This is a genomic window from Paenibacillus piri, assembly GCF_004354045.1.
Lineage (GTDB): Bacteria > Bacillota > Bacilli > Paenibacillales > NBRC-103111 > Paenibacillus_S > Paenibacillus_S piri.
In genome coordinates, this window is the sequence record NZ_SMRT01000008.1 from 151,639 (window position 1) to 176,943 (window position 25,305).

The 25,305-nt window shown below is 53.1% G+C and carries 23 protein-coding genes and 1 tRNA gene; 19 read left to right on the plus strand and 5 right to left on the minus strand.

Annotation, left to right across the window (positions count from 1 at the left end; genetic code table 11):
• Positions 1-154: 154 nt before the first annotated feature.
• From E1757_RS17755 to E1757_RS17780, 6 genes are all read left to right on the plus strand, one after another.
• Positions 155-236: transfer RNA gene (locus tag E1757_RS17755), tRNA-Leu, on the plus strand.
• 264 nt (positions 237-500) lie between these two features.
• The gene (locus E1757_RS17760) at positions 501-728 is read left to right on the plus strand and encodes a spore germination protein (protein ID WP_133230475.1); all 228 of its coding nucleotides are present in this window, start codon (positions 501-503) and stop codon (positions 726-728) included.
• Between the two features lie 300 nt (positions 729-1,028).
• On the plus strand, positions 1,029-2,042 hold the full coding sequence (gene galE, locus E1757_RS17765; RefSeq protein ID WP_133230477.1) for a UDP-glucose 4-epimerase GalE: 1,014 nt from the start codon (positions 1,029-1,031) through the stop codon (positions 2,040-2,042).
• A gap of 236 nt (positions 2,043-2,278) precedes the next feature.
• A complete protein-coding gene (locus E1757_RS17770; protein ID WP_133230479.1) occupies positions 2,279-2,458 on the plus strand; it encodes a YjfB family protein in 180 nt (59 codons plus the stop codon).
• 163 nt (positions 2,459-2,621) lie between these two features.
• Positions 2,622-4,856, plus strand: a complete 2,235-nt coding sequence (locus E1757_RS17775; protein ID WP_133230481.1) for a YhgE/Pip domain-containing protein — start codon at positions 2,622-2,624, stop codon at positions 4,854-4,856.
• Positions 4,857-4,967: 111 nt separating this feature from the next.
• Positions 4,968-5,717, plus strand: coding sequence for a glycerophosphodiester phosphodiesterase (locus E1757_RS17780; RefSeq protein ID WP_133230483.1), 750 nt, complete (start codon positions 4,968-4,970; stop codon positions 5,715-5,717).
• A gap of 153 nt (positions 5,718-5,870) precedes the next feature.
• Here E1757_RS17780 and E1757_RS17785 read toward each other — a convergent pair whose 3' ends face one another.
• Positions 5,871-6,296, minus strand: coding sequence for a DUF2621 domain-containing protein (locus E1757_RS17785; protein ID WP_133230485.1), 426 nt, complete (start codon positions 6,294-6,296; stop codon positions 5,871-5,873).
• Between the two features lie 195 nt (positions 6,297-6,491).
• Between E1757_RS17785 and E1757_RS17790 the strand changes: the two genes are divergently transcribed.
• Positions 6,492-7,616 carry a deoxyribonuclease IV gene (locus E1757_RS17790; protein WP_133230487.1) on the plus strand — a complete coding sequence of 375 codons (1,125 nt, stop codon included), beginning with the start codon at positions 6,492-6,494 and terminating at the stop codon, positions 7,614-7,616.
• Between the two features lie 40 nt (positions 7,617-7,656).
• Positions 7,657-8,547 carry a formyltetrahydrofolate deformylase gene (gene purU / locus E1757_RS17795; protein ID WP_133230489.1) on the plus strand — a complete coding sequence of 297 codons (891 nt, stop codon included), beginning with the start codon at positions 7,657-7,659 and terminating at the stop codon, positions 8,545-8,547.
• Positions 8,548-8,950: 403 nt separating this feature from the next.
• Here purU and E1757_RS17800 read toward each other — a convergent pair whose 3' ends face one another.
• Positions 8,951-10,060, minus strand: coding sequence for a GGDEF domain-containing protein (locus E1757_RS17800; protein ID WP_133230491.1), 1,110 nt, complete (start codon positions 10,058-10,060; stop codon positions 8,951-8,953).
• 275 nt (positions 10,061-10,335) lie between these two features.
• Between E1757_RS17800 and tkt the strand changes: the two genes are divergently transcribed.
• Together tkt and ppnP are read left to right on the plus strand one after the other, a co-directional pair.
• The gene (gene tkt / locus E1757_RS17805; RefSeq protein ID WP_133230493.1) at positions 10,336-12,345 is read left to right on the plus strand and encodes a transketolase; all 2,010 of its coding nucleotides are present in this window, start codon (positions 10,336-10,338) and stop codon (positions 12,343-12,345) included.
• A 227-nt stretch (positions 12,346-12,572) separates the two neighbouring features.
• Positions 12,573-12,896 (plus strand): pyrimidine/purine nucleoside phosphorylase, encoded by a 324-nt coding sequence (gene ppnP / locus E1757_RS17810; protein ID WP_133230495.1) that lies wholly within the window; start codon positions 12,573-12,575, stop codon positions 12,894-12,896.
• Between the two features lie 86 nt (positions 12,897-12,982).
• Here ppnP and E1757_RS17815 read toward each other — a convergent pair whose 3' ends face one another.
• Complete coding sequence (locus E1757_RS17815; protein ID WP_133230497.1) at positions 12,983-14,224, minus strand: NAD(P)-binding domain-containing protein; 1,242 nt, start codon at positions 14,222-14,224, stop codon at positions 12,983-12,985.
• Positions 14,225-14,423: 199 nt separating this feature from the next.
• Between E1757_RS17815 and E1757_RS17820 the strand changes: the two genes are divergently transcribed.
• The 3 genes from E1757_RS17820 (at position 14,424) to E1757_RS17830 (ending at position 17,533) form a co-directional block, all read left to right on the plus strand.
• Positions 14,424-15,779 carry a glucose-6-phosphate isomerase gene (locus E1757_RS17820; RefSeq protein WP_133230499.1) on the plus strand — a complete coding sequence of 452 codons (1,356 nt, stop codon included), beginning with the start codon at positions 14,424-14,426 and terminating at the stop codon, positions 15,777-15,779.
• A gap of 238 nt (positions 15,780-16,017) precedes the next feature.
• Positions 16,018-16,662 (plus strand): YigZ family protein, encoded by a 645-nt coding sequence (locus tag E1757_RS17825; RefSeq protein ID WP_133230501.1) that lies wholly within the window; start codon positions 16,018-16,020, stop codon positions 16,660-16,662.
• Positions 16,663-16,942: 280 nt separating this feature from the next.
• A complete protein-coding gene (locus E1757_RS17830) occupies positions 16,943-17,533 on the plus strand; it encodes a TetR/AcrR family transcriptional regulator (protein WP_133230503.1) in 591 nt (196 codons plus the stop codon).
• Between the two features lie 113 nt (positions 17,534-17,646).
• On the opposite strand, the gene E1757_RS17835 is transcribed toward E1757_RS17830, so the two are convergent.
• Positions 17,647-18,054, minus strand: coding sequence for a secondary thiamine-phosphate synthase enzyme YjbQ (locus E1757_RS17835; protein WP_133230505.1), 408 nt, complete (start codon positions 18,052-18,054; stop codon positions 17,647-17,649).
• A gap of 187 nt (positions 18,055-18,241) precedes the next feature.
• On the opposite strand from E1757_RS17835, the gene E1757_RS17840 reads away from it, so the two are divergent.
• Both E1757_RS17840 and E1757_RS17845 read left to right on the plus strand, forming a co-directional pair.
• Complete coding sequence (locus E1757_RS17840; RefSeq protein WP_133230507.1) at positions 18,242-18,466, plus strand: DUF1128 domain-containing protein; 225 nt, start codon at positions 18,242-18,244, stop codon at positions 18,464-18,466.
• 353 nt (positions 18,467-18,819) lie between these two features.
• The gene (locus tag E1757_RS17845) at positions 18,820-19,092 is read left to right on the plus strand and encodes a 50S ribosomal protein L33 (protein WP_133230509.1); all 273 of its coding nucleotides are present in this window, start codon (positions 18,820-18,822) and stop codon (positions 19,090-19,092) included.
• Between the two features lie 204 nt (positions 19,093-19,296).
• On the opposite strand, the gene E1757_RS17850 is transcribed toward E1757_RS17845, so the two are convergent.
• Positions 19,297-19,578 (minus strand): hypothetical protein, encoded by a 282-nt coding sequence (locus E1757_RS17850; protein WP_133230511.1) that lies wholly within the window; start codon positions 19,576-19,578, stop codon positions 19,297-19,299.
• A 68-nt stretch (positions 19,579-19,646) separates the two neighbouring features.
• Here E1757_RS17850 and E1757_RS17855 point away from each other — a divergent pair, with 68 nt between their 5' ends.
• The 4 genes from E1757_RS17855 to E1757_RS17870 all read left to right on the plus strand — a co-directional run bounded on the left by E1757_RS17855 (position 19,647) and on the right by E1757_RS17870 (position 25,215).
• On the plus strand, positions 19,647-21,650 hold the full coding sequence (locus E1757_RS17855) for an alpha-amylase family protein (protein WP_133230513.1): 2,004 nt from the start codon (positions 19,647-19,649) through the stop codon (positions 21,648-21,650).
• A gap of 56 nt (positions 21,651-21,706) precedes the next feature.
• On the plus strand, positions 21,707-22,669 hold the full coding sequence (locus tag E1757_RS17860; protein WP_133230515.1) for an ABC transporter permease: 963 nt from the start codon (positions 21,707-21,709) through the stop codon (positions 22,667-22,669).
• 17 nt (positions 22,670-22,686) lie between these two features.
• A complete protein-coding gene (locus tag E1757_RS17865) occupies positions 22,687-23,568 on the plus strand; it encodes a carbohydrate ABC transporter permease (RefSeq protein WP_133230517.1) in 882 nt (293 codons plus the stop codon).
• Positions 23,569-23,667: 99 nt separating this feature from the next.
• On the plus strand, positions 23,668-25,215 hold the full coding sequence (locus E1757_RS17870; protein WP_246079252.1) for a type 2 periplasmic-binding domain-containing protein: 1,548 nt from the start codon (positions 23,668-23,670) through the stop codon (positions 25,213-25,215).
• Positions 25,216-25,305: the final 90 nt, after the last annotated feature.

Below are 25,305 nucleotides of genomic sequence, written 5' to 3' on the forward strand. Positions count from 1 at the left end.
AGCTCATCGTCGTTAGCATAAGCGTCGCAGTCTGGCTACGAAGTAGACAGTATCCCCTACGGGTCACCATTAGCTTCCATGCAGGGGATGAGAACCCCGAGGTTCGTCGGAGCTCATCATTGTTAGCATAACGACTCATTTAATTTCATATCATGCGGTTGTGGTGGAACGGCAGACACGCCATCTTGAGGGGGTGGTGTCCTATGGACGTGCAGGTTCAAGTCCTGTCAACCGCATTACTGAAGAAGCCTTGTTTATCGGGGCTTTTTCTTTTTTTAGAGCGGCAGGTTTGTGGACTATGGCTTTGCCGTACAATTTGGAGATATGCATTTATCCATCCGCTTTGGATAGCTCACAACGAAAACGGTAACGTCATGCCAATATTACCTGGATGGTCGGATTGATCGTAATTCACCAACATAAAGAACAATTGTAACGTATGGGCGATTATCTCATATCATGGTGTTGTGGTGTAAATTTGAAGGAAGAGGTACTCATAAATGCCTTCAATTGTCGGTAATATTAAAATTAATAGTGTATGTCAGAGCTCAAATGTCCAAATTGGAGATACGGCGTTCATTACATTAACAAGTTCTTCCAAAAACTATGGAGGTGCGGCATCATTTTCTCCTGGTGATTCAATTGGAGGTATCGCGAACAACCAGGCTAGCAGTACAAACACCAATGATCCGGATGTGATCGACGGGTCCACCTCGACTATAGTATGATAGTAGTATTTTCGCCGTTTGGCTAACCAACTCCGGATAGCTTCCGACCAATCGGTTGAATAGGCCGGTAAAATTCCCCTTGGCAAAATCCCAAGCGTTTGGGATTATTAGCCCTGTCTCCTTCGGGATTGAGGGCTTTTTTCGTTTCCAAGGTCAAGTTTCGTTGTTTCAGATGCGGGCGGCGTTGGAAAACATTGCAGCGGCAAAGCGGATCTATTAACCGGAGGCGTTGGAATCGGGAAGCTTGATTGTTATAATAGAAACCAATTAGTGAAAATTATTGATTTTGGAGGCAGGACTATGGCGGTATTAGTAACAGGCGGAGCCGGATATATAGGCAGTCATACATGTGTCGAGCTGCTGAACAGCGGCTATCAAGTTGTCATTACGGATAATATGACGAACAGCAAGCAGGAAGTGCTGAAGCGTATTCGTGAGCTGACAGGCAAAGAGGTTCCCTTTCATCAGGTTGATTTGCTGGATCGGGCAGGGCTCGAAGATTTGTTCTCGAAGTACCCGATAGAAGCTGTGATCCATTTGGCGGGCCTTAAGGCCGTGGGGGAATCGGTAAGCATCCCGCTGCGCTACTACCACAACAATATTACCGGTACGCTGATTCTTTGTGAAACGATGCAAAAGTTCGGCGTGAAGAAGCTCGTATTCAGCTCGTCCGCTACTGTGTACGGAGTGCCCGAGAAGGTGCCGATTACGGAGGATTTCCCGTTGGCGGCTACGAATCCTTACGGACAAACGAAGCTGATGATCGAGCAAATATTGCGCGACCTTTACATAGCCGATAACAGCTGGAGCATTTCGCTGCTGCGGTATTTTAATCCGATCGGGGCCCATGAAAGCGGCCGGATCGGCGAAGATCCGAACGGAATTCCGAATAATCTGCTGCCTTATATTTCTCAAGTTGCGGTCGGCAAGCTGAAGGAGCTTAGCGTGTTCGGCAGCGATTACCCGACGGTAGACGGTACGGGTGTCCGGGATTATATCCATGTGGTGGATCTGGCGCTCGGACATGTGAAGGCGCTGGAGCAAGTGCTGACCGGCAGCGGCATCGAAGCGTACAATCTGGGCACGGGCAACGGCTACAGCGTGCTGGAAATGGTGCGGGCGTTCGAGAAAGCGTTCGGCGGGACGATCCCTTACCGTCTGACGGAGCGGAGACCGGGAGATGTTGCCGTATGCTATGCGGATCCTTCAAAGGCGAAAGAGGCATTGGGCTGGGCCGCGGTTAGAGGCATCGAGGAGATGTGCGCTGACGCCTGGCGCTGGCAGGTCAACAATCCAAACGGGTACGATGCTTAACGGAATGAAACTGTAACCACGTTAATCGTTCATTAGAAGTCCGGTGAGTGAACTCGTTCAGCTTTGCTGAACATCGGGGAATCAGATGGGGAATGAACGCCGGCTAACATCCCGATATGCGGTTCAACCGGAATGCTTCGGCGAGCCGATGAGCCCCGAGCTATAAAGGATGCGCCCGTACATGCCGATAACAAAGATACGGGCACGTAAGCTGCCCGGGAAAAGAGTGTACAGCCATGGAAATCAACAATGCCTTATCCGCCGCAAGCAGCGGGGATGCCCTGAAGCAGGCGGTCGGCATCGCCTTGCTGAGCAAGGTGAAGGATACGCAAACCGCACAGGCGGTAACGCTGCTGCAGGATTTTGCTGCGGCTCAGCATCCTTACCTGGGCAAGACGCTGGACATTAAAATTTAATCGAATGTCCGCAAACGCGCACAGCGCGTCAGAAGCAGGGGACCGCCCGGAATAGCGGCCCCCTGCTTCTTTCCTATATTTGAACAGGAAAGGATAGGAAAACGTTCAGGGCCAAATACTAAAACTAAAACGGGACGGTTATCACGGAAAGCAGGTGAAGGTTATGAACGGTCTCACTATGGCCATACATGATATTAAGGCGATGTGGTCTTCCAACATGGTGCGCCGATCGGTGCTGGGTTCGATGATTTTACCTCTTATGTACAGCTTTATTTACTTATGGGCATTTTGGAATCCGACGGACCTGCTGCATCATCTTCCGCTTGCGGTAGTCAATCTGGATCAAGGAACCGTACAGGCGGGCAAGCAGGTGAATCTCGGGCAAGAGCTGACGGACAAGCTGTTGGCGGATGAGAAAACGCACTGGACTTCGGTCACGGCGGAGGAAGGCCGGAAAGGAGTGCGGAGGCTGACGTACTTTCTGGTGCTGACGATTCCCGCCGATTTCTCGGAGCGGGCTTACAGCCCCAGCGGTCCGGAGCCGAAGTCCGGCGAGCTCGTCTATACGCTTAACGAAGGCGCCAACATGCTGGGAGCGAAAGTCGTCCGCAGCGTCATGGACAACGTAGGCGGGGAGCTCAGCCATAAGCTGAGGGAACAATATTTGCGCGTCATGTTCGACCAAGTGCTGAACGGCGGCGTTGGCTTGAAGCAGGCGGCGGAAGGCGCGGGCAAGCTGGCCGCCGGAACGAATCAGGCGGCGGAAGGGGTAGCTGCGCTGACCGCCGGGCTGAAGCAGACGCAGGAGGGGATGGCGCCGCTCGCGGAAGGCTTGTCCAAGCTGTTGGTCGGCGCCAATCAGCTGGAAAATGGCTTGATCCGGCTGGATACGACGATAAGCCTAGCCTCGGGCGGCGTGGATCAATTGGCGGACAGGCTTGGGCAAATCAATGGCCGTCTCGATACGCTGCTCACGGAAACCGGGAAGCTGCAAAAGTCGATTCAAGCCTCCTCTCAAGCGCTCCAGCAAAATATAGGAGCGCTGACCGCGGTGAGCAGCTCGATTGCGGATGCCGGCAAGCAGCTCGACCAGCTGAAGCGGGATTATGACGAGACCGTCGGCGCGCGGTTGAAGCAGCATAAGGCGGCGCTCGACAGCTTGACCGCCGACCTGCTGGAACTGGGCGATACGGTGGCCGGCCTGAGCGGCAACGAGCGGTTTCAGCGGGCCGTGAAGTCGCTGCAGCAAGCCAATGCGACCCGCCTGCAGCTGGAGCATGACCAGCAGCAGGCGGCGGCATCGCTGGAGCGGGTGCGCGCCAGCGTACGGCAAGCGTCCGAGCAGCTGCAGCAGGGCAATGCCAAGCTGGGCGAAAGCTTGAGCGTACTGACCGCGCAGGTCGACCAGCTGCACGGAACGCTGCAGCAGGGTCTGGAGCAGCTGCGGCAAAACGCCGGCTTCACGCAGGCTGCGGCGAAGCAGCTCGGACAGCTGTCCTCCGGCGTCAAGCAGCTGGAGCAGGGCAGCACCGCCCTGCTCGAGGGGATTAATACGTTCAGCAGCGGCTTTCAGCAGCTGCGTGACGGCAACACGCGGCTGCTGGACGGATCGACCCAGCTGGAGAAGGGATTGAAGGACATTCAGGCCGGGCAGCAGGAGCTGGCCGCCAAGCTGAGTGAAACGGCAGGCATGGCTGCGATGGACGGCAAAGCCGACGAACGGATACAGGTTATTGACAAGCCGATCCTGTTGACGGAAAACAACCTGTACCCGGTACCGAACAACGGGACAGGCTTCGCTCCTTATTTTATCGCGTTGTCCTTGTGGGTCGGCTCGCTTGTGCTGTTTTTCGTCATCGACCTGAACAAGGTGGTCGCCATACCGAAACGCCCGATCTCGTATTTGACAAATAAATATTTGGCTTTGTCATCGGTCAGCGTTTTCCAGGCGATCGTCTCCGTATTTGTGCTGCATACGGGTCTGGGTATTCCGACGGTCCGGCCCGCCATTCAGATGTACGGCTTTGCGCTATTGATCGGGCTGGTGTTTACGGCTATTTTGTTCATGCTGCTGTCGCTGCTGGGCAATGACGTGGGCCGGTTTGCGGCGATTGTCATTTTGATGCTTCAATTGACGTCCAGCAGCGGCTCCTATCCGGTAGAGATGGAGAACGGCTTCTTCCGGTTTATTCATCCGGCGCTGCCGATGACGTACGCGGTGGAAGGATTCCGCCATTTAATCTCCATAGGGGATGCAGCGGTGATTGGCCGCAATGCGCTCATTTTGTTCGCTTACGGTCTGGGAGCCTTAATCCTCCTCTATGTCGTCAAAAGACATAAGCTGCTGGATGATTTGCAGCAAGCCGAGCTTACCGAAGGCAAAGGCGCTTCGTCCTGACCTTTACAAATGATTATTATTTTTTGCTTCCAATTCGCTTGTTTTTTACGGAAATCGGTTCGATAATAGGGACAGAACCAAAGATGCTTTGGCTTAACAGGAGGGATTTTCGTGAAAAATCAGACAACGCTAGTCATCGGGCACCGCGGTGCGGCGGGCGAAGCTCCGGAAAATACGCTCGTCTCGTTCCGGCTGGCCATCCGGCAGGGGGCCGACGCGCTGGAGCTCGATATCCATGAATCCGCAGAAGGCGAGCTTGTCGTTTGTCACGACGAGACAGTGAACCGGACGACGAACGGCAGCGGGCGGATCGCGGACCTGTCGGCGGAAGAGCTCAAACGGCTCGATGCAGGCAGCTGGTTCGGCCCGCAATTCGGATCGGAGCAGCTCCCTTTGCTCCAGGAAGTATTCGCCCTGGTTCCTCCCGCCGTCATGATCAACGTGGAAATCAAATGTCCTTACAGCGCCCGCCTGGAACAGCGATTGCTGGAGCTTCTCCGTCATTATGGCCGGCTGGACAGCGTAGTGGTCTCATCCTTTGATCATAAGACGTTAATCAAGCTAAAACGCAAGGAGCCGGCGCTGCGGATCGGGCTGCTGTACAGCGCGAACGTGGCAAGCCACCGCCAATTGGCGGCGATAACCGGAGAGGACGTTTATTCGCTTCACCCGCAATATAAACTGATTGATGCCGACGATGTTGCGGATGCCGTACGCAGCGGACTGCAGGTGTACCCTTTTACGATCAATAAGGAGAATGACCTTCGTCAAGCATTGGCCGCGGGTGTCAGCGGAATTATTACCGATTTTCCGGGACGCCTGAGGGAGCTAATGAACGCCGATAAAGCCCGCTTGGGCTAGAAGTCCGGAACTACGATCCGTACGCGTAAGAAAATCGGCGGAAGAGTGTCCCGGCTGACGGGTTGACGGACTGCTTCTCGCAAAAAAAAACAAAAGCCGGTCGTTCAGCGTAATCAACGCTTGAACGGCCGGTTTATTATGGTTTAATCCGGTTTAATTAAGCAAATGCTTAAATTCGCTGTAATCTACCTGCTTTTTGTCCAGATAGGAAGTCAGACTTTTGTAATCGCGTCTGGGCGTAGCCAGGATGTACCCTTGTATACAGTGCTCCTGCGTAATCCGGTCGGCATTGCTTTCCAATGCGACCTGGCCGATCTTGGCGGCAATGGAATGACGGGCGATATCGCGAAACGGCGTGGGTACCGGATCTACGAGCATATTAAGAAACGCCTTGGAATCATCCGTCCACAAGTGGCGCGACGAATCGACGTAATGATTTTGCCAGTCCAGCTTGGATTTGCCGTCTTCCTTGGGAAGCACCTTCAAAAATTTTCGGAACATGAAGTAGCCGCCTATCGACATAAACGTAATGAGTACGAATACCCAAAATAAAATAAACCACATGAACCCGCTGTTCATCGCTTGTGTCACCTCGATACCATTATAGCTTATTTTCGCGCTATTCAAAAGCGGGCGGCCTTATCGGCGTCGAACGGATCGTGGAGGATTATGGGAATATATGATTTCTGCGCGTTATTTCTAGCTTTATTGCGGCAATACTAGTAAAATAGATAGAGTGCGATAGTGCGATAAACAAAGGAGTTGAATGTTACGATGCCTACCATTGGTTCTCATGTGTCGTTTTCGGACAAAGGCTTGTTGAACGCGGCGGAGGAAGCCGTCTCTTATGGCTCTTCGACATTTATGATTTATACGGGTGCGCCGCAAAACACGCGCCGCAAACCTATCGAATCGCAGTATATTGAGGAAGGCAAAGCTCTGATGAGCGAGCACGGGATCGGTGAAATCATCGTTCACGCCCCCTACATTATTAATCTCGGTTCGTATAAAGAGGATACGTTCGAGCTGGCGGTCCGTTTTCTGCAGGATGAAATCCGCCGCACGGCGTATATCGGTGTGAAGCAGATCGTGCTTCATCCGGGCGCTTATACGGACAAGGACGCAGAATACGGCTTGAACCGCATCGCCGAAGGCTTGAATGAAGTGCTGGCGGGCGTAAAAGATACGAATGTGCATATCGCTTTGGAAACGATGGCCGGCAAAGGGACGGAGCTGGGACGCAGCTTTGAGGAGCTCGCGGCGATTATCGACAAGGTCGAGGATAATAGTAAGCTTTCCGTCTGCTTCGATACGTGCCACGTTCATGACGCCGGGTACGATATCGTTAACGATCTGGACGGCGTTCTGGAGCATTTTGATAAAACTGTCGGTCTCGACCGGATCGCCGTCGTCCATCTGAACGACAGCAAAAATCCGAAGGGCGCGGGCAAGGACCGCCATGCTCCGGTTGGAGCGGGCTGGATCGGCTTCGAAGCGATGTATCGTATCGTGCATCATGAGAAGCTGAACCATTTGCCGCTGATTCTGGAGACGCCGTGGATCGGGAAGGAAGATAAGACGCAGCGCCCGATGTATGAAGCGGAGATCGCACTCTTGAGCGGAAATGCGGAGCAGCGGTTCGGCTCCCAGTTTCTGGAGGACGTTGAACGGATTGCGCATTTCTTCGGCAAAAAAGAAGTGCATCCGCGCGACTATGTGCTGCAAACTTGGGATGTGCTGAAAACGGACGCCAAAGCGAAAAAAGAAGACGGCCGCGAGCCGATGGAACGGTTATACGACCTGATTGCCGAAGAGCGTGTGCTGTCCGAGCTGAGCGAGGAGCAAATCAACCACCGCTTGACGGCTTGGCTTGCCGGTCAAAAAGTATTTCAAATGTAGATATACCGCAATAATGAATCGATGAGGAGCCGTAAGTATCATGACACCGAACAGAGTAGTAAAAAACAGCCGGGACGACTTGAAAAACCGTGCCAGGATGCTCGTATCCTGCCCGGATCAGCCGGGGATCGTCGCTGCCGTTTCCCGGTTTTTATACGAGCATGGAGCGAACATTGTGCAGTCCGACCAGTATACGATGGATCCGGAAGGCGGGATGTTCTACATCCGTATCGAATTTGATCTCGACGATCTCGATGCGCAGCGCGATCGGCTGAAGGCGGATTTTGCCGCCGTAGCGTCGCAGTTTCAAATGCAGTGGAGCCTTAATCGCGCCGGACGGAAAAAGAAGCTGGCGATCTTCGTATCGAAGGAGGACCACGCGCTGCTGGAGCTGCTGTGGCAGTGGCAGGCGGGGGATTTGGAGGCCGATATCGCCATGGTGATCAGCAATCACGATGATATGCGGAGCCTTGTGGAATCATTCGGCATTGACTACCATCATATACCGGTGAACGCGGAAACGAAGGCGGAGGCGGAGCGCAGGCAGCTCGAGCTGGTCGCGGGAGTCGACGCGGTCGTGCTGGCTCGCTACATGCAGATTATAACGCCCAAATTCATCGAGCATTTCCCGAACCGGATCATTAACATCCATCATTCGTTCCTTCCGGCATTTGTCGGCGGCAAGCCTTATGCGCAGGCGCATAACCGCGGAGTCAAGCTGATTGGCGCGACGGCGCACTATGTAACGGAAGAGCTCGACGGCGGTCCGATTATCGAACAGGATGTGCAGCGTGTCAGCCATCGCGACAATGTGAACGATTTGAAGCGGATCGGGCGCCATATCGAACGGATCGTGCTGGCCCGGGCCGTTTCATGGCATGTGGAAGACCGCGTCATTGTCCACGGGAACAAAACGGTCGTGTTTAACTGACGCCGTCAAAGTCCGTTGAACAAGCAGCGGAGCGGTTTTACTCACCGGACTTTGAACCGGCAATAAGAGTTAAAAGCGGACCTCGCAATCGGCGCTAAAGCCGGTGTGCGGGTCCGCCTTTTTGTTGCGGGCGAGTGAACTCGTTCAGCTTTGCAGAACATCGGGGAATCAGATGGGGACTCTACCCCGCCTGATTCAGGCCCACCTTAGAGGTGGGGTCTTAACCCGATAAAGTCGTAATCGGATAAACAATTCGGTTAGAGTCCGTAAAGGAAGGAGTGGTTTGCGGAAGATCGGGATCAAGAATGCGCATGGGGAAAGAGCAATTCGGCGCAATTCGGCTTCCCGTATGTCAGCCGGCGTCGATGCTGCCAGCGCCCGCAACCCGGCGCACCGTCCGGCATCAGGCTCCCTTAGGATCGCGGATGTACGAATGGGCGACCGTTTTGTTTTTGCCGGTACGTTTGGCGGTGTACAAAGAGGCATCCGCGCCCTTGAACAGCGATTCCTTGCCTTCGCCCTTGACATAGTCCTGCAGTCCGATGCTGAGCGTCGCCGCCTGCGAGTCCAATTCCGGATGAAGCGTCACGGCCAGCTTATGGCGGATTTCCTCGGCGATCGTAAACGACGATTCCGGCGTTTTTTCCGTAAAAATAACCGCGAATTCTTCGCCGCCGTAGCGGGCCACGAAATCGTTGGGCGTGACGGTTTCTTTAATAAGATTGGCAACCCGCTGCAAAATGATGTCGCCTACCCAATGTCCGTAGGTGTCGTTAATTTTTTTGAAATTATCGATATCCATAATGGCCAGCTGGAGCGGCAGCTCATTGCACTCGCTTTGCTCGATAAGCTTTTCCAAATATTCGTGAAACGTTTTGTGATTGTACAGATCGGTCAGCGCATCCATTTTCGCCAGCTTATCCATGATAATCGTTTTGACGAGCAGCTCCTGCTTCGTTTCGGTAGCATGCTTCAAATGATCCAGCAGTTCGATGCCGCTTGCGGCGATGGCCAGAGCGATGACGGTAACGCCGATGTACAAGAAGAGGACGCCTATAATGTGAAAGGGCTGCATGGACAAGCGAAGCTCGGGAGATAGCGCATAGATCAGGACGAAGCATAGCAGAATCAAGGTAAAGGCAGTCAGGATACGGTTCTTTTTGAAGGAGAGGACAGAGGTTAATATCGGGAAAATATAAATGGCCGGCACGATGCCGATCGCAGGGTTGATATAAATGATCGAAGAAGCGTAGATGGTTGCGGTGACGAGCAGCAGATTGTCGCTTTGTACCTTTCGGTAGCGGTACAGCATTTCGGCGATGCCGGTGACCGCTCCCAGCAGCAGCGCCTGAAGGATCAGCCCTTGCAGGTAGCCGTTGGATCCGAACGGAGGACTCGAGCGATGAATGAAATGCTCCAGTATGACGGTCAGAACAATCGTCACCCAGTATATATTAAGCATCTTTCGGTACGTTTGACGCTTATTGGCCAGTTCCAGCAATAGATGGTTCATGATCGACTCCCGTGCTCAAAATAAACCTTCTTGAAATCAAGTAATACATATTCGCCATTTATATGGAAAATCCTTTGGCTTCCTTCCGCATTTTATATGAATTTTTCGTATGATTCCTTTTTTAAGTTGGCAAACTGAAATGGACAATGGTAAAATGGTGCAAGTGAAATCTAGCGCGCGAGGTTTATGCACACGTTAAACATGCTTAAAAAACGGGCATGTGTGTCTGGTTTCCCGGTCTGCTATCACATTAAAAATTAGGAGGGTTTTTACTCATGACTGTCATCAATAAAGCAATCGAGCAATTATCGATCGACACCATTCGTACGCTGTCTATCGATGCTATTGAGAAAGCCAAATCAGGTCATCCTGGAATGCCGATGGGCGCAGCGCCTATGGGCTATTCGTTGTTCGCTAAATTCATGAACCACAATCCTGACAATCCGACGTGGATTAACCGCGACCGTTTTGTCTTGTCCGCAGGACACGGCTCCATGCTGCTGTACAGCCTGCTTCATTTGAGCGGCTACGATCTTCCGCTGGACGAGCTGAAGCAATTCCGCACATGGGGCAGCAAAACGCCGGGCCATCCGGAAGTAGGCCACACGGCAGGCGTAGATGCGACGACCGGACCTTTGGGACAAGGATTCGGCATGGCCGTTGGTATGGCTTTGGCCGAAGCGCAAATGTCCGCGGTATATAATAAAGGCAGCTTCAATATCATTGACCACTACACGTATGTCATTTGCGGCGATGGAGATTTGATGGAAGGAATTTCGTCCGAGGCGGCTTCGCTGGCCGGTCATCTGAAGCTGGGCAAATTGGTTGTGCTCTACGATTCCAACGACATTTCTCTGGACGGCGAATTAAACCTCTCGTTCTCCGAAAACGTCATGAAGCGGTTTGAAGGCTACGGCTGGCAGGTGCTTCGCGTTGAGGAAGGCAATGATCTGAACGAGATCGGCCAAGCGATCAAAGCGGCACAAAAAGACGAGCGTCCGACCTTGATCGAAGTGAAAACCGTAATCGGCTTCGGCAGCCCGAACAAAGCGGGTAAAGGCGGTCATGTAGGCCCTCACGGATCACCGCTTGGCGTTGACGAAGTGGCATTGACGAAAAAAGCTTACGGCTGGCCGGAAGATCAGCATTTCTACGTTCCGGCGGAAGTGAGCGCGCATTTTGGCGAAGTGAAACAAAAAGGCATTCAGGCGAACTCGGCTTGGGAGCAAAAATTTGCGGAATACGCGAAATCGTATCCGGAGCTTGCGAAGCAATTCAAGGCTGCAGTCAGCGGCGAGCTGCCTGAAGGTTGGGATAAAGACATTCCGGAAGCGGCTCCTGCCGAAAAAGGCACGCGTACGGCATCCGGCATCGTGCTGAATGCAATCGCGAAAAACGTGCCGTGGCTGGTAGGCGGCTCCGCTGACCTGGAATCGTCGACCATGACCCATATGAAAGACCTTGGCGTTGTGACGGCAAAAGATTACAGCGGACAAAATGTGTACTTCGGCGTGCGCGAGTTCGGTATGGGCGCGGCGGTTAACGGTATGCTGCTGCACGGCGGCTTGAAGGTGTTCGGCGGTACGTTCTTCGTATTCTCCGATTACTTGCGTCCGGCCATCCGTCTTGCATCGATCATGAGCGTGCCTGCGATTTATGTATTTACGCATGACAGTATCGGTGTCGGCGAAGACGGTCCTACGCATGAGCCTATCGAGCAGTTGGCGGCTCTGCGCGTCATTCCGGGCGTAACGGTAATCCGTCCTGCGGACGGCGATGAAACGGCTGCGGCATGGCGCTATGCGGTTGAAAACAAAAACGGCCCGGTCGCGTTGATCTTCTCCCGCCAAGCGGCTCCGAAGCTGGCCGGCACCGAGCAGGCCAAAGGCTCGCTCAGCCGCGGCGCTTATGTATTGTCCGATGCGGCTAACGGCAAGCCTCAAGCGCAAATTATCGCAACGGGCACCGAGGTTCAACTGGCTGTGGCCGCACAGAAGCAGCTTGCGGAAGAAGGCGTTCAAGTCCGTGTCGTCAGCATGCCGAGCTGGGAGCTGTTCGACAAGCAGTCCCAGGAATACAAAGATTCCGTCTTGCTGCCTGACGTGAAAGCGCGCTTGGCCGTCGAAATGGGCCATTCCTTCGGTTGGGAGCGCTATGTAGGAGATCAAGGCGATGTACTGGGGATCAACCGCTTCGGCGCTTCGGCACCGGGTCCGGTTGTTATCAAGGAATACGGCTTTACTGTGGAAAATGTGGTTGCCCGCGTAAAACAGCTGTTGAAGTGAACTCGTTCAGCATTGCTGAACATCGGGGAATCAGATGGGGACTCTACCCCACCTGATTCAAGGCCCACCTTAGAGGTGGGGGTCTTAACCCGATAAAGTCGTAATCGGATAAAACCTTTATGCCGTGTTCCATTTGCAGAATGCAATTGGATGCAGCGAATGACAATTTATAAGCAGAGGCCGGACCGGGTTGGTTCGGCCTCCTTCCTAAAGGAGAGCATAGAACGATGTCCCAATCCCAATTCGAGCAAGTCACTGTCGTCAAGCAGGCCAACATTTACTATGACGGCAAAGTTACTAGCCGCACCGTTCTTTTCGCGGACGGCAGTAAAAAAACATTAGGCATTATGCTGCCGGGCGAATATGAATTCGGCACCGATGCAAGGGAAATTATGGAAATTTTGGCAGGAGAGCTGAAGGTTCAGCTGCCGGGCTCAAGCGAGTGGATCGACATTAACGGAACAGGCGAATTCACGGTTGCCGCGAATTCCAAGTTCAAGCTGGTTGTGAAGACGGCGACCGATTATTGCTGCTCTTACATTGCCGGGTAACGTGTCTCTCCATTTCAGCTGAAAGTGCCCGGCCGCGTATTTATTTTCATACGCGAACCGGGCACTTTTGCTTTAATCCCATCGGGTTAAAGCTTGCTTTCTATGTACGTTTCGATTTTCAATCTCACATAAGGGGCAAGTCCGGACAGCATGCAGCCGTAGCGGAATTTGCCGCCGCCGCTGCTGTCGCTTTCGATGCGAATGACCCGCGCTGTGACCGGCGGAAGCTCGGCCTCCTGCGGAAAATGAATAACGACGAACATATCCATGGAAAGCGGAATGGAGGAAACAATCTGGATGCCGGAGTCGGACAAATCGACCAGCGTGCCTTCGATCGTTTGCCCGGTGAAAGAACCTTCCTGTTCCCACTGATGGACGGTCAAATGGAGTGGAATGTCGAGCTGGACCCGGGTGCTGCGGCGTCGTTCCAAGCCGGAAGCTTTATGACCGACCTGCATGTTCATCCATTCTTCATAGCATTGCACGATCGCCGACAAATCTTCTTCGCCGAGACCTTTGCCGAGACCCATCTGGAATACGCCTGTAGCCGCTTTCAGCATAGGGGACGGCAGCTGGAACTGTCCGGTCACCCGGTTGGCCAGCAGCAAATCCTTCAGCATCAGCTGCAAAGAAAACTGGCTGCTGAAATCGCGGTTTAAAATTTTGCCGCTCTTCATTTCGGTAATGCGGCTGTTTGCTCCCCCGGACTGGACGATCTGCAGAAATTGCTCGGCATCGATACCGGCCTTCGTGACGATCGATAGCCCTTCGACCAGGCTGAGCGCATTGATGGCAACCATCGTGTTGTTGGCCAGCTTGGCATAGGAGCCGGAGCCCGATTGTCCAAGATAAATCAGCTTCGATCCCATCGCTTCGAAGACGGGGCGCATATTTTCGGCGGCCGCATGGCTTCCGCCTACCATGAACGCGAGAATGCCGGCTTCCGCCTGCGGCTTGCTGCCGGTTACCGGCGCATCGAGGAACTCGACGGCGCGTTCCGCCAAGGCCGCGTGAAGCTGCTGGCTCGTCTCGGGCGAGACGGTGCTGCAATCGATCACCGTCTGGCCGGGCTGAACGACTTGCGCGATTCCGCCGCTGCCCAGCACGGCATCCAGCACAGCCGCATCATTGCTCAGCATCGTGATGACCGCTTCCGCGTCTTGAACCGCTTCGGCAGGCGTACCGGCGACCGCAGCTCCCAACGGAACCAGCTCTACCGCTTTTTCAGGCGACCGGTTATAGACAGTGACGGCAAATCCTTTTTTTAACAAATTGGCGGCCATGGGCTTACCCATAGTACCCAACCCGATAAATGCGATCTTTTTCATCGAATCACCTCGGTTTTATTGTAGCATTTCGTGCAACCTCTGTGAATGAGGCACTTGCTTTTACGCTGTCAAGTCGGTATTCTATTTTTAATGTGAATGCAGATGGCTGTCCTAAGCTTGCAGAGCTTTTTTCCGGCGCGATTAACGATGTTTATGATTTGCGATGCAAGTTATTAACTAACATTAAGGGGGATGTTTCATGAGCGCGAAGCTTAAGTTCGACTACAGCAAAGCTCTTTCATTTATTCAACAGCACGAGGTGGATTACTTGGCCGGCCCGGTTCAGGTGGCGCACGAGCAATTACATAATAAGACGGGAGCGGGCTCCGATTACTTGGGTTGGATCGACCTGCCGGTTAACTATGATAAAGAAGAATTCGCCCGTATTCAAAAATCGGCTCGGCAAATCCAGTCGGATTCGGATGCGCTCGTCGTGATCGGGATCGGCGGCTCGTACCTGGGCGCGCGCGCAGCGATCGAAATGCTGTCCCATTCGTTCTATAACCTGCTGCCGAAGGGCAAGCGCAAGACGCCTGAAATTTACTTCGTCGGCAACAACATCAGCTCCACCTATGTGACGCATTTACTGCAGCTTTTGGAAGGGAAAGATATTTCAGTCAACGTGATCTCCAAATCGGGCACGACGACCGAGCCTGCGATCGCATTCCGCATTTTCCGCGAGCTGCTCGAGAAAAAGTACGGCAAAGAAGCGGCGCGCAAACGTATATACGCAACGACCGACCAGGCCAGGGGCGCGTTGAAAAAGCTCGCCAACGAGGAAGGCTACGAGTCCTTCGTCATTCCCGACGATGTAGGCGGACGTTACTCCGTGCTGACTGCAGTCGGGCTTTTGCCGATTGCGACAGCGGGTGTCGATATTGCGGCGATGATGCAGGGCGCAGCGGATGCGAGAGAAGCGTATTCGAGCCCGAATTTGAGCGAAAACGAAAGCTACCAATACGCGGCTGTGCGCAATGCGCTGTACCGCAAAGGCAAAACGACGGAAATTCTCGTCAACTACGAGCCTTCGCTTCATTTTGTATCGGAATGGTGGAAGCAATTGTTCGGCGAAAGCGAAGGAAAAGACTATAAGGGCATTTTCCCGGCTTCGGTCGATTTCTCTACGGATTTGCACTCGATGGGGCAGTTCATCCAGGACGGCAACCGGACGCTGTTCGAAACCGTGATTCAGGTCGCTGAAGTAGCCGAGCAAATCACGATCGGTACGGATGCCGACAATTTGGACGGGCTGAATTTCCTGAGCGGCAAGACGATGGATTTCGTCAATAAAAAAGCGTTTGAAGGAACAATGCTGGCCCATACGGACGGCGGCGTGCCGAACCTGATCGTAACGCTTCCGGACACAAGCGCGTACACATTCGGTTATATGGTCTATTTCTTTGAAAAAGCTTGCGGCCTGAGCGGCTACCTGCTGGGCGTCAATCCGTTCGACCAGCCGGGCGTAGAGGCGTACAAGGCGAATATGTTCGCGCTGCTCGGCAAACCGGGCTATGAGAAAGAAAAGGCGGAGCTGGAAGCCAGACTGTCGAAGTAAGAGGCTTCGCGGTCGCTGCATAAACGGCATGCCCCGGACGGGAGCGGCGCGGACGCCGCTTTCTCGTCGGACAGCTTGGCTTGACGGCTTGCCGTGCAGATACGGGTTAACGATAAAAAAAGCGGTTCACCTTAAGCGGTGTGCTGCTTTTTTTTCAAGCAAGACAGGCAACCGGGCGAGAACCGCATAAAGACGCTCGAATGCAAGCTTGCCGGGCAAGAAAGGAGAGGGATCGAAGATGCTGGCGAAATACAAAACAGTCAGGCAGTTCGGATCGGCTGAAATCGTAATCAAAAAATCGCGGTTTATCGGGCATGCGAAGCCGGTTGCGACCGAGGAGGAAGCGGTTCAATTTATTCAGAGCATCAAGAAAGAGCATTCGATGGCGACGCATAACTGCTCGGCCTATATGATCGGAGAGCGCGACGAAATCCAGAAGCAGTCCGACGACGGCGAGCCGAGCGGCACCGCGGGCAAGCCGATTCTCGAGGTAATCAAAAACCAGGGACTGAAAAACATCGCGGTCGTCGTCACCCGTTATTTCGGCGGCATTATGCTGGGAGCGGGCGGGCTGATCCGCGCTTATACCGACGGAGCGGTCGTTGGTATCGCGGCGGCGGAGCCGGTCTATCAGGTGCTGCACAGGGAAGTGTTTATCGAAATCGATTATACGTGGCACGGTAAGGTGGAAAACGAGCTGCGCAACCGCGACATGCTGATGGGCGAGACGGCATTTACCGACAAAGTAATGTTAACTTGTTTGCCGCTTGCCGGAGATGCGGAAAGCTTCACAGTCTGGATGACGGATGTGACGCAGGGCCAAGGCCTTATAACGCTTGGCGAGGAACGGTATGTCGAGCATGATGCGGCTGCTGCGACATGAGGATGGGCGCGGTTTTTGCGGGCTGCGGCGCAGCTCGCCGCACGGCCGTCGGAGCGCTAGCGTTTGGCCATCCGAAAGCATTGTAGAAGAACCGTAGCGCTCATGGTCGGATCGAGATGGTACCGCAATCGAGAAGCAGAGGAGCTCGTGGAACGGGCAGCGGCGAAGCCGCTTCACAAAGCCGCGACGGACGTTACGATTTCTCTTGCTTTGCAGCTATAACATGATAGACTAGGAGAGAGAGTGAGAGTATTATTTAACGAAAGCGAGCTGAATCGCATTGGCCAGGAAAGCAGTGGCGCAGGAGCTGAGCCGGGAGCGAATTTTGGAGGAGGCGCGGCAGCTTTTTGCCGAATATGGCTATCATACTTTAACGATGCGCAGCATCGCCAAAGCGATGGGCTACAGTCACGGAGCGCTTTACTATCATTTTAACGAAAAAGCGGAGTTGTTCTACGCGCTGGTAACGGAAGATTTCACGATGCTGCTCGAGCGGCAGAAAGCGATGCTCGCCCGTTCCAGAATGGGCGATATAGGCCAACTGGAAAAGCTGATGCTGGCGTTTATCCAGTTCGGTCTGGAAAATCCTTACCATTACGAGATTATGTTTATGATCAACGATGCGGAACTGCAGCGCTACTCCCGAACCGAACAAGCGCAATGCCTCGAGCTGTTCGCCACGGTCGTGCGATCGGTCATCTCGCGCAAGCCGGGCCACGAGCATAAAATGTACAGCTTGCCATGGAGCCTGTTTATGTCGATGCACGGCTTTATTTCATATAATATCCGCTACCGCCAGTCCTATGAGGATGTCAAAAAGCTGGCGGAGCAGCATGTCAAATTTTTATGCGAGGGGCTGGATTCCAAATAAGGGGCAGTCCCTCTATCTATATTGCCGCCGCTTCCGGAGAACAAATGAACTGGTAGCCGCCGCCCGGGAAACCGCCGGTTTCCGAAGAGCAGCCGGCAGTCATACCGGATCGGTTAGCCGCGTATAAATTGTACGAGGCAGCTGCGCTCGCGCGGACCGTCGAACTCGCAGAAGTAGATGCCCTGCCAGCGCCCGAGAACGAGCCGTCCTCCGGCGATAAGCACGGTTTGCGACGTACCGGTGGTGATCGCTTTAAGATGCGCCGCGGTATTGCCTTCGGCATGCTGATACTGCGGGTGCTCCCACGGATAAACCTCGTTCAGCCGCATCAGAACGTCCCGCCTCACGTCAGGGTCTGCGTTTTCGTTTATCGCAATGCCCGCCGTTGTATGCGGGGAGTAGATGACGGCCATACCGTTGTCGGCCGGTTCCTGCTCCTGCTTTAGCAGTCCGCTGACGAGCCGGGTAATGTCGATCATTTCGTCACGCCGGTTCGTTTGGATGCGCAGTGTATGAATCAATGCAATCGCCCCCTGGTCCATGTTGACATGATTTCTATTGTTGTGCAGAAGAATCCTCGTTTGGCATCCATTATAATACAATGCGCGATTCATCGCCAAACATGCTAAAATGGGGAGTATGAACGAAAAGCGGCTGCGTACGATTCGTTATCCAAACGACGCGCGCTGCATCGAAAGGATGAGAACGATGAATTTAGCGGAAAACACATTGCCAAATTCCGAATTTATGATCGAGGAGATCAAGAAGAGGCTGCGAATGGCAACGGGGGCGGCTCTGAAGGCTACGCAGCTGAGCGACGAACAGTACGAGGATTTAAAGGATATTTATGAGATGGTGGCGAGCAAATCCCAATTCAGCATCAGTGAAATTGAAGCGATTACGATTGAGCTGGGGCGGTTGCGCAAAGCTTGATCCGTGCAGAGCCAGCTGTTCGAAATCGGGCGGGCTGGGCATTTTCGCAGCGCGCACCGCTTCCGGTGCGCGCTGCGGCGCTTTATGGCGCCGGTTAATCCCGATGCCGCTGCGGGCCGGCGATTGCAGCCTTATGCCGGGGGGCTTGCGGCGCCGTGATTCAGATCAGGCGCGCGCCGGTTGCTCCTGTTTCCGGCATCCGTTCACCTTGCAGAGAGCCTGTGCAAGACTACCCATCTTTCTCCGAATATAGACGGTTGAACAAGCAATCCGCACTTTGCCTTCGTACAATATAGCGTAATTCCCTTATCAAAGCGGGTTAAGACCCGACGCTATGTATGGAGGTGGACTCAATGAACAAAACGGTTCGCAAACAGGATGTCCGTAAGATGGTCGGCAAAACGGTATATGCGCTCAAGAAGGATGGTTCTGTGGTAAGCGGCAAACTGGTCCGCATTAGCGGCAACCGGCTCATCTTGGCGCCGGTTAAAGGCAAGCGGGTGCAAACATCGGCGTTCATCCCGCTCGTATTGTTTGATTTGCTGGCTATCGGCACTTCTCCTTTTGCTTTTGGAGGCTTCGGCTTTTCGCCTTTCGGTTTTGGAGGCTTCGACGGCTTCTTCTAATATTTGCGGCTAAACAAGCTTATCCGACTTGCTATCAGGCGGTCGGGTAAGCTTTTTTCAGTTGCCAAAAAAGTATATGTCTTTTTCCTTTGCTTCGCACAACCTTGTCAAACGCGCACGTCTCCTTAGGACGGCGAAGCTGTTGATCCTTAATGGCTGCATCCATCGAATTTTGCAGCATGGGCTTCATCCCCGCGGCGCCGCCTAACCGGCAGCCTGCGGACAATTATTGCTGCCGCGGCGATTCATGACCGCGCCGTACGAATGTCCGTCGGGCACGGGCCGAACCGAAGCCGAAGCTGTCCGTTGACCCTTACTGCGGCAGCCTGCGGCGACCGGACAATTTTGGTCATCCGTTTCCGGCGCTGTCCGCATGCGCCCTGCGTGCGCTGCAATCGGAATACCTTGAAACCGGACAAGAAACGTACAGCGGCGCAAGCGGCCGGAAAGCTGCGAAATGTCCGTTTTATGCCCATTCCGCTCCATTTATAATCAAGCGTGTAGAGAGAATCGCTGCCTTGCTTTTACCGGCGGGCTGGAAGGAGAAATGGCATATGGCATGGTGGCAGGACAACCGGCTGAGGCTGATCCAAAACAATTTGCGGGAAATTGATGCGGACCTCGATGTCGACTTATTAATATCGCAGCTCCGCCAATTTGAAGCGAATGTGCTGATGCTGAATGCCGGGGGCATTTTCGCTTTTTATCCGAGCAAGCTGGAGCATCATTATGTGACTCCGTACTTAAAAAAAGACTTGCTCGGCGAGGCGGTCGCCAAGGCTCACGCCAACGGGATGCGTTTTATCGCAAGATTCGACTTCAGCAAAACGCATGAGAGCCTGTTTGCGCGGCGGCCGGAATGGTACTACCGGACCAAAGAAGGCAAGGAAGTGAACTATCACGGCATCGTCCATACGTGCATCAACGGGGGCTATCAGCAGGAATATTCGCTGAAAATAATAGAGGAAGTGCTCGATCATTATCCGGTTGACGGTATTTTCTTCAATATGTTCGGCTATCAGACCCGGGATTACAGCGGCAACGATTACGGTTTGTGCTACTGCGACAATTGCAAGCGCAGGTTCAGGGACATGTACGGCATGGAGCTGCCGGAGAGCCGGGACCAGGGCAATGAAGTGTACCAGGCTTACAAACAGTTTCAGGCAGTGACGACGAAACAAATTTTGGATTCGATTCATGCGCTGGTCAAACGGAAAAATCCGGAGATTGCCTTGTGCACCTACCATACCCATCGAGTCGATATTGTCCGCAACGAGTCCAATACGGCGCTCGGCAGGCCGCATCCGGTATGGCTGTATTCCGCTTCGGAAAATGTCAAGTCGATTGAGGACGGATGGGACGACAAACTGATCAGCAACTGCTGCATCAACGCGATCGATTTAACGTACCGGTTTACCGGCGTCGCGGCCAATGAAGTGCAGATCCGTCTGTACGAAAGCATAGCCAGCGGGTCGGGGCTCGATTTCTGTATCATCGGCACGTTCGAAGGTTACCCGGATCAGGAAAATGTGGCGGCTGCGCAGGAGGTGTTCAGGTTCCACAAGGAGCATGAACGTTATTTCGGCCAATTGGGCTCGATGGCCGATGCCGTGCTGATCAAGCCGGATCCGCTGGACCGCGCGAATCCGAAGGAATACTTGGGCCTCTTCAAAATGATGAAGGAGCGGCATATCCAGTTTGACGTCGTACCTCAGGCCAGGCTGGCGGACAAGCTGGAGCAGCTGCGCGGTGTCCGGGCGCTGATCGTCCCGGGTATCCGGTGCATGGACGACGCCCAACTGAATGCGCTGCGGGAGCTGCAGCAAGGCGGCGTCCGGATCGTTGCGACGGGACATGCGTTGACCGGCGACGACCACAACAAGGAGGCGCTGTACGAGCTGTTCCGGGCGAAATATACCGGGACGACGACAGATACGATTCCCGCTTATCTCGAGACGTCGGATAAAACGGTATTCCGAAGCTTCCCGGCCCGCGACTGGGTGATCGTCGGCGAAACGTTCGGCAAGGTCGCTTTCGAAGGCGAGGATCAGCTGAAGCTGCTGCCGTTCGTGCAGCCCTCCACCTTCGGCCCGCCGGAGCGGGCGTACGGGCACCGGATTTCCGCCGAGTACGGCGCGGGGCTTCGCAAGGACAAAGGCGCTTACTTGCCGTGGGAGGCCGGACTCTTGTATTACAAGTACGGCTACGAGGACCACAAGCGGATACTGACCGATATGCTCGATGTTATGCTGGACGGCCGATATGTCGTGCAGACGGATGCGCCGCAGTCGGTCGAGCTGTTCGCAAACAAAATCGGTGCGAACTCGTATATGGTTCAGCTGCTTAATCTGTCAGGATTTAACGGAGTTACTTACGGCGATCCGATTCCGTTAGCCGACATCCGCATCAAGCTGCAGGTGCCCGGCAGTGCCTGCAAGGCTTACAGCTTGAAGCGGCAGCAGGATGTTCCGGCGGTTTCCGGGCCGGACGGCAGCCTCGTAATTACGGTGGATGCGTTGCGGCTGTATGACGCTATCGTACTGGAGCCGGTTAACTAGAAAGGAATGAGCTTCCGGCGCTGCTTTGCCGGATTTTGAAAAGGAGGCGTCATACGATGCAGCAATCAAGCATTGCCAGCAACAAATCAATTAATGCCAAATCAGCCGGCGGAAATTCCGCATTATGGAAGCGGATTGTGCTGCACAAGTATATGTATCTGCTTGCGCTCCCCGGAGTTTTATATTTTATTATTTTCAAATTTGTTCCGATGTGGGGGCTGCTGCTCGCTTTTAAAGAATACAACCCTTACTCGGGCTTTACCGGCAGCGAATGGGTCGGCTTCAAATATTTCTCCGAGCTGTTTTCCGACGCCAATTTCTATATCATGATGCGCAATACGTTTGCAATCAATATATTCGGGCTCGTCTTCCTGTTTCCGATTCCGATCCTGCTGGCGTTAATGCTAAACGAGGTCAGGCACGAAACATTTAAGCGGTTTAACCAATCGATCGTGTATTTGCCGCATTTTTTATCGTGGGTTGTCGTAGCCAGTATGACGTTTTTTATCCTTTCGACGGATGTCGGGATCATCAATAAGCTCATAAGCGAATCGGGTCATGAGACGATTTCCTTCCTGTCCAATCCGAATTATTTCTGGGGGCTGCTGACCGCGCAGAGCATGTGGAAAGAGGCGGGCTGGGGCACGATCATCTTCCTCGCGGCGATGGCAGGCGTCGATCCGCAGCGGTATGAGGCGGCTGTGGTGGACGGAGCCAACCGGTGGCGGCAAATCTGGCATATTACATTGCCTGCGATCAGACCGACCATCATCATCCTGTTAATTTTGCGGCTTGGCCATATGGCGGATGTCGGCTTCGAACAAATTTTGCTCATGATGAATCCGCTGGTCTTGTCGGTAGCCGAAGTATTTGATACGTACGCCTATACCCACGGTATTTTGAAGGGGCAAATCAGTATGGGGATAACGGTCGGCATGTTTAAAGGCGTTGTCGGCTTTGTGTTGGTCATCGTAAGCAATTATATTGTTAAAAAGCTCGGACATGAAGGAATTTACTAAGAAAGGAGGCGCTTCGTATGAGCTTTGTAGCGAAGAAGCAATTGACGTTGTTTGACTGGGTGAATTACGCGCTTCTTGCCCTTATATCGATAACTTGTATTTTCCCTTTTCTATATGTATTCAGCGTATCGTTCACCGATCCGAAGGCGTACGTTCCGCTCAAGTTTTATTTGTTCCCGGATTCCTGGTCGCTGTCCTCGTACAAGTACATCTTATCGACGAACAGCTTCCTGAACGCTTTAAAAAGCACGGTATTCGTAACGGTAGTGGGAACGGTGCTGAATATTCTCGTTTCGTTCACCATGGCCTATGCGCTGACCAAAAAGTCGATGCCGGGCCGCGGAGTGATGTTGAGCTTCGTTGTGTTTACGCTGGTGTTTAGCGCGGGGATTGTTCCCAGCTATTTGCTGGTGAAGGAACTGGGCTTGCTGAATTCCTTGTGGGCTTTAATCTGGCCGTCGCTGACGAATGCCTGGAGCTTGATTGTAATTAAAAGCTTCCTGGAGTCGCTGCCCTCCGAGCTGGAGGATTCGGGTAAAATTGATGGCTGCTCCGATATCGGTGTATTTTTGAGGATCGTCATCCCGCTATCGATGCCGGCGATTGCCGCATTTACATTGTTTTTCGCCGTTAGTCATTGGAACACGTATTTTAATGCGCTTATTTATATTTCGGATTCCAAAAAGTGGACGCTCCAGGTGTTGGTCAAAACGCTTGTTGTCGATTCCGACTCCACAGGGGTCGGGCAGGCCGGAGCGGGCGGCGACGACCGAGTGATTCCGCAGGAAACGATCCGGATGGCTTCGATTGTTTTATCCATGGCGCCGATTTTGCTGATTTATCCGTTCCTGCAAAAGCATTTTGCCAAAGGGGTTATGCTCGGCTCCGTTAAGGGATAAGGTTAATCCCGTAACGCGCCGGTTAACTTAAATAAAAGCAAGGGTTGGTCGTAAAAGGCAAGGCAAAGATTGCCCACAACATTTAGGGAGGAAAAAACGATGAAATCGAATCAAATGAAAACCAAGCTTCCGGCAGTATTGCTGTCTGTAGTCATGGGCGGCTCGCTGCTCGCCGGCTGTTCTTCCGGCAGCGGCGGCACAACTGCGGGAACCGGAGGTAAAACAGCGCCTGCGGCGCAAGACAATAAGCCTCTATCCATCAAAATGTTTGCCGGCTTATACAATGAAGTGCCTGATATGAATAACCCGTATTGGACAGAGTGGCAAAAAAGAACGAACACGAAGCTGGATATCGAATGGGTGCCGGACGGCGATCTGAAAACGAAGATGGATCTGCTGCTGGCGTCCGGCGATCTTCCCGAGGTGGTGTCCTCCCCGGATGCAACCTGGCCGACACTGCGCAGCGCCGTAAAAAACGGAGCGTTCTGGGATTTGACGCCTTTCCTGGGCGATTTCAGCGAATATCCGAATTTGAAGAAAAATATGGCTCCGAACTGGGAGAAATATTTGTCCGTAGACGGTAAAATTTACGCGGTTCCGCGTTCGCGCTCCCGGATCGACCAAGGGATGAGAATCCGTAAAGACTGGCTGGATAAGCTGAATATTCCCGTACCGAAAACGTTGGATGAATACGCCGCCGCTTTGAAAAAAATCGTAGAAAGCGATCCGGACGGCAACGGCAAGAAGGATACGTTAGGTCTAATCGGCCACGGCGTTATCGCGGCTGACGGCGACTTGGCATTCGCCGCGGCGTTTGGCGCTTTGGATCCGACATATAATCAAGAAGGCGGCATGATCGATACGCGTCTCACTCCGCAATATACCGAAATGGTGAACTGGTTCAAAGGGCTGTATGCGGACGGCGTGTTGTCCAAAGAATTTTCCGTAACGAAAAAGACGCAAGCCGAAGAGCTGTTTAAAACCGGCCGGGCGGCAGCTTATGTACGCAGCGTGTGGTGGGATAAGGAATGGGAAGATTCGATCTCCAAAACTCAACCGGGCGCAAAAATTACCCAGTTGACGTTAACCGGACCTAAAGGAGCTGCAGTTGTCTTGTCGACAGGCGTGTCCGGCGGCTACTACATTTCCAAAAAGGTGCCTGAAGCCAAAGTTAAGCAATTGTTGAAATATTTCGATTATACCGCATCCGATGAAATTACCGACTTCGCGTATTACGGCTTGGAAGGCATTCACCATAAAGTGGTCGGCGGACAAAAGGTGTTGACGGACCAAGGCGTTAAAGAAGTAAATACAACAAGCAAAGGCGCAGGCGTGCTGGCTTATGCCAAATGGGGTAAGGTCGAAAGCGCTTCGGGCGACAAAGCTTACAACGATGCGAAGAAAAAAGAGGTTGAGGCTTACGACACTATCGGTAAAGTCGATCCGTACCGTTATTCGGCAACGTTTAACAACACTTGGCCGAAATATGAAAACGAGTGGAAATCGATGGTGACAAAAGCGATCGTCGGTCAAATTTCGATGGACGAATACAAAGCTTATGTAGATAAAATAAACAATCTGCCTGATATGAAAAAAGCTTACCAGGAAAATAAAGCGTCCAACGATGAATTTAACGGCAAGAAATAAGTCTTCGGCAAGGTTTGAAATTAACCGTCTAAATTAACCGCGAACGGTTACCGGGCCAGTCTTCCGGTAACCGTTTTTAGGAGGCAAATA